The sequence below is a fragment of the Acidisphaera rubrifaciens HS-AP3 genome (assembly GCF_000964365.1).
In the GTDB taxonomy this organism is placed as follows: Bacteria; Pseudomonadota; Alphaproteobacteria; order Acetobacterales; family Acetobacteraceae; genus Acidisphaera; species Acidisphaera rubrifaciens.
In genome coordinates, this window is the sequence record NZ_BANB01000319.1 from 1 (window position 1) to 8,906 (window position 8,906).

6 protein-coding genes are annotated in these 8,906 nt (G+C 72.2%); 1 reads left to right on the forward strand and 5 read right to left on the reverse strand.

Translation table 11 applies throughout. The features are described from left to right. Nucleotides 1–3,694 (forward strand): translocation/assembly module TamB domain-containing protein (locus tag B8460_RS10300; RefSeq protein WP_048861513.1); only part of this gene is annotated, 3,694 nt, incomplete at its 5' end. Between the two features lie 10 nt (nt 3,695–3,704). Here the strand turns inward: B8460_RS10300 and B8460_RS10305 are convergent. The 5 genes from B8460_RS10305 to crtI form a co-directional block, all read right to left on the reverse strand. Further along, entirely contained in the window at nt 3,705–4,139 is a 435-nt protein-coding gene (locus tag B8460_RS10305; RefSeq protein ID WP_199445604.1) for a DUF2141 domain-containing protein, read from the reverse strand. Next, nucleotides 4,109–5,191, reverse strand: coding sequence for a glycosyltransferase (locus tag B8460_RS10310; protein ID WP_048861514.1), 1,083 nt, complete (start codon nt 5,189–5,191; stop codon nt 4,109–4,111). Before B8460_RS10310 ends, B8460_RS10305 begins: the two co-directional genes overlap by 31 nt. Then, on the reverse strand, nt 5,188–5,994 hold the full coding sequence (locus B8460_RS10315; RefSeq protein ID WP_052945211.1) for a lysophospholipid acyltransferase family protein: 807 nt from the start codon (nt 5,992–5,994) through the stop codon (nt 5,188–5,190). Before B8460_RS10315 ends, B8460_RS10310 begins: the two co-directional genes overlap by 4 nt. Continuing rightward, entirely contained in the window at nt 5,987–7,507 is a 1,521-nt protein-coding gene (locus tag B8460_RS10320; RefSeq protein WP_199445605.1) for a phytoene desaturase family protein, read from the reverse strand. The genes B8460_RS10315 and B8460_RS10320 overlap by 8 nt, the downstream gene beginning before the upstream one ends. A gap of 2 nt (nt 7,508–7,509) precedes the next feature. Then, nucleotides 7,510–8,906: phytoene desaturase family protein (crtI, locus tag B8460_RS10325; RefSeq protein ID WP_048861516.1), on the reverse strand; the 1,397-nt coding region annotated here is incomplete at its 5' end.

Consider the following 8,906-nt stretch of genomic DNA (forward strand, 5'->3'; position numbering starts at 1 on the left):
CGTCGCGCGCCTGCCGGCCCCGTCCGCCCCGTCCCCCGCCGCGGGCAGCAGCAGCGGCAGCGGCTTCAGCCTGCCGGTGCAGGTCGATCTGCGCACGCTCGCGGTCGCGCGGCTGACGGTGGGGGCACCGGTCGCGGGCCATGCGGCAACCGTCGCGGTCGAAGGCCACGCGCATGTCGTCACCCTGCGGGACCTCACCGCGCATCTGGCGCTGACGCGCGTCGACGGGTCCGGCACCTACACGCTCGACGCCGGTATCGACGGCACGCACGTCGACGCCCATGCGGTCGTGCATGAACCGCCGGGCGGCCTGATCGGCGGCATCGCCGGGCTGACATCGATCGGCGCCATCGACGCCGATGCGCAGGCGCGCGGTCCGATGGACGCCATCGCCGCGCGGCTGCGGCTGGCCGCCGGACCGCTGCGGGCGGACGCGCACGGTACGGTGGACGTCAAGGATTCAACGCTCGACGTCGCGCTCGACGCGCACGCGCCGGCGATGACGCCCGCGCCCGGGATCGGCTGGCAATCGGTCGCGATCGACGCGACGGCCAAAGGCGGCTTCACCACCCCGCATGCCGACGGCACGGTCGCGATCGACGGGCTGACCGCGCCAGGCACGAAGATCGCCGCGATCGCCGCGAACATCAGCGGCGATGCCGGCCGCGTGGCACTCGATGCAACGCTGCGGGGCCTGTCGATTCCCGGGCCGAAGCCCGACCTGTTCGCCGCGGCCCCGGTCGCCATCACCGCGACGGCGGCGCTGAAGCCGGCGGAGAAGCCGGTCACCTTGCACATCACGCACCCGCTGCTCGACGCGACGGCGACCGGCACGGTGGGCCAGGTGATCGACGCGGCGCTCACGCTGAAGGTGCCCGATCTCGCGCCGCTCGCCGCGATCGGCGGCGTGGATCTCCGCGGCCGCACGACGCTGACGCTGACCGCGCATCGCGCCGGGTCGGTGACGGCGGCGACGCTTTCGGGGACGATCGGCATCGACGGCGGCATGGCGCCGGTGCCGGCGCTGATCGGCCCGGCGGCGCATATCGACGCGGCGGCCACGCTCGACGGCAGCAAGGTGACGCTCGACCGCCTCAAGCTCGACGGCCGCACCCTCGCGCTCACCGCGAACGGGCATTATCGCGGCGATACGGTCGATGCCGCCTATGGCGTCACCCTGGCCGACCTGTCGGTGCTGGCGCCCAGCGTCGCGGGCAACATCGCGGTGGCCGGCCACGCGCGCGGGACGCTCGACAATCTCGCCGCCGATGCGCAGGCCACGGGCGAGGTCACGGCCAAGGGCGTGCGCAGCGGCAAGCTGACGCTCGACGCGCGCGCGACCGGGCTGCCTGGACGGCCGGACGCGGACATCACCGCGCGCGGCGCGCTGGACGGATCGCCGGTCGACCTGCACCTCGCGGCGGCGCGCGCGGCGGACGGCGCGCTGCATGTCACGCTCGACCGGCTGGCCTGGAAGTCGCTCGGCGGGAAGGCGACGCTCGACCTGCCGGCGGGCGCGACGCTGCCGCTCGGGACGGTGCGGCTCGGCTTCGGGCGGCTCGATGACTTGCGCCCGCTGCTCGGCATGCCGCTCGCGGGCAGCGTCGATGTCGCGCTCGATCTGACGCGCGACGCGGCGAAGGCGAAGCTCACGGCGCGCAACGCCGGTCTCGCCGGGCGCGCGAGCGTGGGGACGGCGGACGTGACGGCGACGGTGCGCGACCCGCTCGGCCATGCCGTCGTCGATGCGACGGCGACCGCCGACGGCATCCGCGCGGGCGCGATCGGCGGGCGCGCGCGGGTGACGGTGCGCGGCCCGAAATCGGCGCTTGCCGTGAATGCCGACGCGTCGCTGCGCAACCTCGCGGGCGCGGATGCGACGGTCGCGACGGCGCTGGTGCTGGATGCGACGGCCAAGGATGCGCGGGTGTCGACCCTGACGGCGACGTGGAAGGGCGAGACGGCGCGGCTGCTGGCGCCGGTGCGGATCGGCTTCGCCAACGCGGTGACCGTCGACCGTCTACGCGTGGGCGTGCAGCAGGCGGTGCTTGATCTCGCGGGCCGGCTGTCGCCGACGCTCGATCTGACGGCGCGGCTGTCGAACGTGACGCCGGCGCTGGCCGCGCCCTTCGCGCCCGGGCTGAAGGCGGACGGCGTCATCAATGCCGAGGCCCGCATCGCCGGCACCCCGGCGCGACCGACGGGCACGGTGCGCGTCGACGCCACCGGCCTGCGGCTGCGCGAGGGACAGGCGGCGGCCATTCCGCCCGCGAGCCTGCACGCGACGGCGACCCTCGTTGGCACCAGCGCCCGCCTCGACGCGCGGGCCGAGGCGGGACCGCGCGTCAGCCTGACGATGGGCGGCACCGCCCCGCTCGGCGCCGGGGCGATCGACCTGCATGCGCGCGGACGCGTCGATCTCGCGGTGCTCGACCCCGTGCTTACCGCCGCCGGCGAGCGGGCGCGCGGCATCGTCACCCTCGATGCCGGCGTCGGCGGGACGCTCGCGCACCCGCAGCCGACCGGCTCGGTCACGCTCGCCGACGGCGACGTGCAGGACTACGTGCTGGGCGCGCGCCTGTCCGCGATCAACGCCCGGCTCGACGCGGTGGGCGAGACGGTACGGCTGACCCGTCTGACGGCGCGCGCGGGGCCGGGCACCGTCGATGCCCACGGCAGCGTGGGCGTGACCGGCGACATGCCGGTGGACGTGACGCTGACGATGCGCCGCGCCCGGCCGCTCGCGTCGGACCGGCTGACGGTGAACCTGGACTCCGACCTGACGGTGAAGGGCGCGATCGCGACGGGAGTGGCGGTCGCGGGCGACGTGCGCATCACGCGGGCCGATATCCGCATCCCCGACAAGCTGCCGACCTCCGTCGCGACGCTGAAGGTCATCAATGCCCGGCAGCCCCCGGTCGCGCCACCGCCGCCGAAAAGGGCGCCGGATATCGGCCTCAACCTCACGCTGTCCGCGCGCCAGGTGTTCGTGCGCGGGCGCGGCCTCGACGTGGAACTGGGCGGCCACATGCGGCTGAAGGGCACAGCCGCCAATCCCGTCCCGTCGGGCGGGTTCGACATGCGGCGCGGCGACCTGTCGATCGCGGGGCAGACGCTGACTTTCACCAAGGGCGACGTCTCCTTCAACGGCGCGGGCATCGCCGATCCGGCGCTCGATTTCGTCTCCGTCACGACCAACGGCACGACCGTCGCGACGCTCACCGTGGGCGGCACGGCGAACAATCCGAAGATCACCCTGTCATCGGTGCCGGAGCTGCCGCAGGACGAAATCCTCGCGCAGATCCTGTTCCACCGCAGCGCGAGCCAGCTATCGCCGCTGGAACTGGCGGAGGCGGCGGCGGCGCTCGCCTCGTTCAGCGGCGTCGCCGGCGTCAGCAACCCGCTCGACCGGGTACGCTCCGCCCTCGGCCTCGACCGGCTCGATGTCGGCAGCGACGCCAACGGCAACGCCCAGGTCACCGCCGGCCGCTATGTCGCGCGCGGCGTCTTCGTGGGCGCCAAGCAGACGGCATCCGGCGGCACGCAGGCCGACGTGCAAATCGACCTCTACAAGGGGCTGAAGCTGGAGGGGCTGGCCGGCACCGGCGGCGGCACGGCGACGGGCACCAACGCCGCCGGGCTGTCGAGCAGCACCGGCTCCGGCGTCGGGCTCACCTACCAGTTCGAGTACTGATCGGACGCGGCTATAGCTTGTAGTAGTGCAGCGTCATGTGGACATGCACGGCGCCGTCCGGGAGAACGCTGAAACGCGCGTCATCCCATTTCGGCGGCCCGAAATTAATCGGCGCATCGTTGGAAAAGCCGATGCCGTTTTCCGGAAAGCCCAGCAGGTCGCGCCTGACCTCGCGCCAGTCGTGTTCATCGAGGAAACCCTGTGCCGCGTATTCGCCCGGCGGCACGTCGAGGAAGACGACCGTCGTGGTACCCTGCTTCGAGGGAACCGCCTGATGGATCGTGCAGGTCTTCTGCAAAAAGGTGGCCTGCGGGCAGATCGCGACGCGCACGTGACCGAGATTGCTGCGCACGTTGGTCACGGTCACGATGATCTCACCCGCCCGCGCCGGCGCCGCCGCCGCGAGGGCGGCGATCAGCCCGTAGGATAGGCCCGGCCCCGCCACGTCGCGGGCCGCCCGCGCGCCGCGCGCCAGCGCGCGGCATATTGCAGCCACAGCAGCGCGAGGACGGAGACGGGCTGCATCCAGGCATCGGCCGGATGCTGGCGAAAGCGCAGCGCGACCAGCAGGCGCAGGCCGAGCGATGCGCCCACCGCGCCCACCGCGGCGAGCGACGGGGCGAACAGCAGCAGAAGCCATGGCAGCACATGTCCTCCCAACAGCAGGCAGGTCCAGACGGGAAGGCCGACCGGCGTCGCCAGCCCCTCCGTCGCGTTCTTCGACAGACCCTCCCACACCTGCGCCGCGTCGGCATACATCCGGCACGACGCGAAGCCGGTGGCGTCGAACAGACCCGTCATGCTGCCGGCGCGGCGGAAGGCGCGCGGCAGCGTGACGCCGTCATGCAGGCTGGCGCGGATCGCGGCGTGGCCGCCGGCGCGCGCATAATCGGCACGCCGCGCGATGAACAGCTGCCCGCACCCGGCGCCCAGCCCCGCCGCCCCGAACATCCCCATCAGCGGCATCGGCAGGTAGCCGATCAGCAGCACATGGATCATCGGCAGCAGCAGCCGCTCCGCCCAGGTCACGGTCACCTGACGCGGAAAGCCGCTGGCGAGGCCGACATCGTGGCGCTGCATGTAGCCGGCCATGCGGGCCAGGGCCGTCGGCGACAGCCGCACGTCGGCATCGACGAAGACGAACAGGTCATGCGTCGCGAGCGTGGCGAGCGTCGCGCAGGCGTGCTGCTTGCCCGACCAGCCGGGCGGCAGCGGCGGGGCCTTGGCGACGCGCAGCCGCGGATCGTCGATGCCGGCCAGGATCGCGGCGGTCGCGTCCGTCGAATGGTCGTCGAGCACGATCACCTCGACCTGCACGTCCCGGCTGGCGAGCACGCCCGCCACCGAAGCGGCGATGTTCGCCTCCTCGTTGCGGGCGGGGATCAGCACGGAGACGGCGGGCAGGCCGTGCGCGGGCCGCGGCGTGCGGTAGACGGCGAGATTGAGCAGCGCCATCAGCAGCGGCGCGAGGGCGAGGATCAGAACGAGGGTCGTCATGCTTCATGGCTCGGGTCGAAACGGCGCAGTCGCGACCACGCGGCAAGGCGGCGGCCGGTGTCGTAGATGCCGCCGACGCCGGTGCGGCCGGCGATCAGCGTGTCGAACCGCGCCGGATCACGCGTCATCGCCGCGGCGGCGAGGCCGTCCATCGTCGTCTGCAGCCCGTCCGTCAGCCGCGCCTGCCACGCCTCCACGTCGCGCGCCCCGGGCGCCGCTCCACCCGGCACGTCCGCCCCCACCGCGACGGGAGCGCCGAATGCGGCCAGCGCCTCGGGCTTGCTTTCGTTCCAGAACGTGTATTCCAGCGCCAGCGGCAGCAGCACCGCGCCCCCCGTCCGCGCGAGATGCGCGATGCCGGGGCGGAGTGCCACGGGACGCACGCGGGCATCGGTGAACGCGCCCTCCGCGGTGATCCACAGCATGTTCGCCGGATCGGCCAGCATGCGCCGCGCGACCCGCAGGAACCGCGCCGCGCCGCGCGGGCCGGGATCGATGCCGAACACGCCCAGCCGGCGCATGATGCGATACTGGCGCAGCGCGTCGGCATCCATCGGGCCGTAGCCGACGCGACCGGGAAACAGCGCGCCCGCCAGCAAAAAATAGATCGCCGGGTCCCACCAGCCGGGGTGGTTGCTGTAGACGATCAGCGGCCGCCCGTCCGGCGGCGCCGGGGCGCCCCCGCGCAGCACGCGCACGCCGTGGAAGCTGCGCGCGGCATACCAGCGAAGATAGGCGACGAAGCCGCGATGCAGCGCTGCCGAACGGATCGCGACGGGATCGTCGTCGGCTGCGTCACGCACTGCGCCGCGCGTCGTTGGCGGTCAGGTCGGCATGCAGGGCGTCCGCCGCGATCCAGCCGGACATCATCACCATCGGCATGCCGGCGCCCGGATGCGCCGCCCCTCCCGCGAGATACAGGCCAGGCAGGTCGCGCGACCGGTTGCCCGGCTTGAACGCGCCGAAGAACCGGCCATGGCTCGCGAGACCATAAATCGCGCCGTCGAGCACGCGGTAGCGGTCGTGGATGTCCTGCGGCGTCAGCACGCGCTCGACGCGGATGCGGCTCTCGAGGTCGGCCATGCCGGCGCAGCGGGCGAGCTTGTCGAAGATCACGCGGCGATAGGCGGGCAGCATCCGTGACCAGTCGTGATGCGGACGGAGATACGGGGTGTGGACGAGGATATACAGCGCCTCGCCGCCCGGGGGCGCGACACCCGGCTCGGTGCGCGCGGGCGCGGCGATGTAGCAGGTCGGATCCGGCGCGGGCTCGCCCTTGTTGTAGATGTAATCGAACTCCTCCGCCGGATCGCGGGAGAAGACGAAGTCGTGGTGCAGGAGATGGTCATAGGCGCGGTCGAGGCCGAGATAGAGCACCACGCCCGAACAGGCCGGCTCGCGCTTCCAGCGGCGGGCGAAGCCTTCCTGCGGCGCCCCGCCGATCAGCTCGCGCATCGTGCGCACGCTGTCCATGTTGGAGACGACGGCGGCCAGCGGCACGCGCTCGCCGTCCGCAAGCTCGACGCCCGAGGCACGGCCGCCCTCGGTGGTGATGCGGGCCACATCGGCGCCGAGGCGCAGCTCCACGCCCAGATCGGCCGCGAGCGCGGCCAGCGCCTCCGGCACGGCGCGGGTGCCGCCGATCGGATACCACACGCCTTCCGCCGTCTGCATGTGCGCGATGCCGCACAGCACCGCCGGCGCGCCATAGGGCGAGCTGCCGACATACTGCACGAAATGGTCAAGCATCTGCGCCACGCGGGTGTCGCGCACGCGCCGGCGGATGGTGCCGGCGACCGTCGTGCCCATGCGCAGCGCCAGGATGTCCGACAGCGTCGCGAGATCCATGTTCTTGCGCATGTCGATCGTGTCGCGCAGGTCCTCGACCGACTTCCAGAAGAAGAACCGCTCCGAGATGTCGTGCAGCCGCGCCGACAGGGCGATGAAGTCGCGATAGCCGTCGGCGTTGCCGGGGCTGTAGGCGTCGAGCCCGGCCCGCATCGCGGCGACGTCCTCGCGCAGGTCGAGCACGCTGCCGTCGTCGAAGAAGCAGCGCCATTGCGGGTCGAGCCGGCGCAGGTCGAGCACATCCTCCATCCGTCGCCCGGCCTCGGCATAGATGCGTGCCAGCACGCCGGGCACGGTCATGATGGTCGGGCCCATGTCGAAGCGGAACCCGTCCTGCTTCCATTCCGCCGCCTTGCCGCCGAGCCAGTCGTTCTTTTCGAACAGCGTGACGGGATGGCCGCGCGCGGCGAGCACGCAGGCCGCCGCGAGGCCGCCCAGCCCGCCGCCGATGACACCGATGCGGCCCATGCTCACAAAGCCTCCATGATCGCCGGTTCGAGCCGCGGCGGGCGGGCCGGCATCGCGATGCCGGCGGGGATGTCCAGACCAAGATCGTCCGCCGCGAGACGCGCGGAGATGCGCGCGCTCTCGAAGATCGTCGGCAGCCCGCTGCCGGGATGCGTGCCGCCGCCGACCAGATAGACGCCGTCGATATCGTCGAACCGGTTGTGCGGCCGGAACATCAGCATCTGATCGAGCGAGTGCGCGAGGTTGAACGTCGCGCCCTTGTGGATCGCCATGTCGCGCTCCCATTCGAGCGGCGTGATCACCTGCTCGAAGCGTATCCGCCGTTCAAGATCCTCGATCCCCAGGGCCGCGAGCCGGTCGAGCGCTAGACGCCGGTAGCGCGCCCGCTCGGCGATCCAGTCCGGCCCCTCCGGCCGGTTATGCCCGACCGGGATCAGCACATACAGCGTGGAATGGCCCGGCGGCGCCAGCGTCGGGTCGGTCACGCTGGCATTGTGAACGTAGAAGGATGGCCGCCCGGGCGGCGCGCGCCCCGCCTCGATCTCCGCGATGTTGCGGCGGTATTCGTCGGCCAGCACGATCGTGTGGTGACCGAGCGTGTCGATGCGTCCCTCGATGCCGAGGTACAGCATGAACGTCGAGCACGAGAACGACTTGCGCGCGATCCGCCGGTCCGTCCAGCGGCGGCGGGCGCTGTCGGGCACGAGCGTCGTCATCGCATGGGCGAAATCGGCGTTGATGAACAGCGCGTCATAGCGCTCCGTCCGGTCCGCGAAGCGCAGACCCCGGGCGCGGCCGTCCTCGACCAGGACCTCCTGCACCGGATCGTCGAGATGGATGCGCACGCCCATGCCGCGTGCGACGCGCGCCATGGCGTCGATCACGGCGCCGCAGCCGCCGCGCGGATGCCAGATGCCGTATTCGTGCTCCATGAACGCCAGGATGGTGAACAGGCTCGGGCACCGGAACGGCGACATCCCCAGATATTTGCTCTGGAAAGAAAAGGCGAGACGCACCCGCTCGTCGCTGAAATAGCGCGCCAGATCGCGTTCGACCGTGCTGAGCGGCCGCATCGCCGGCAGCGCGCGCAGCACCGTCGGGCGGAGATATTCCGCCACATGGGTGAAGGGACGCTCCAGGATCGGGCGGAAGGCGTCGAGCTTGGCGCGGTTGTCGGCCATGTAGCGCGGCAGGTTCGCCGCGTCGCGCGGACAGAAGGCGGCCACCGCCGACGCGAGGCGGTCGGGATCCCCGCTCGCCGGCAGCCGCCCGCCGCCCTCGAACACCAGCTCGTACAGCGGATCGAGCCGGATCAGCTCCACCTCCGCGTGCAGATCGTGGCCGCAGGCGGCGAAAATCTCCTCCAGGATGCGCGGGTACAGAAAAAACGTCGGGCCGA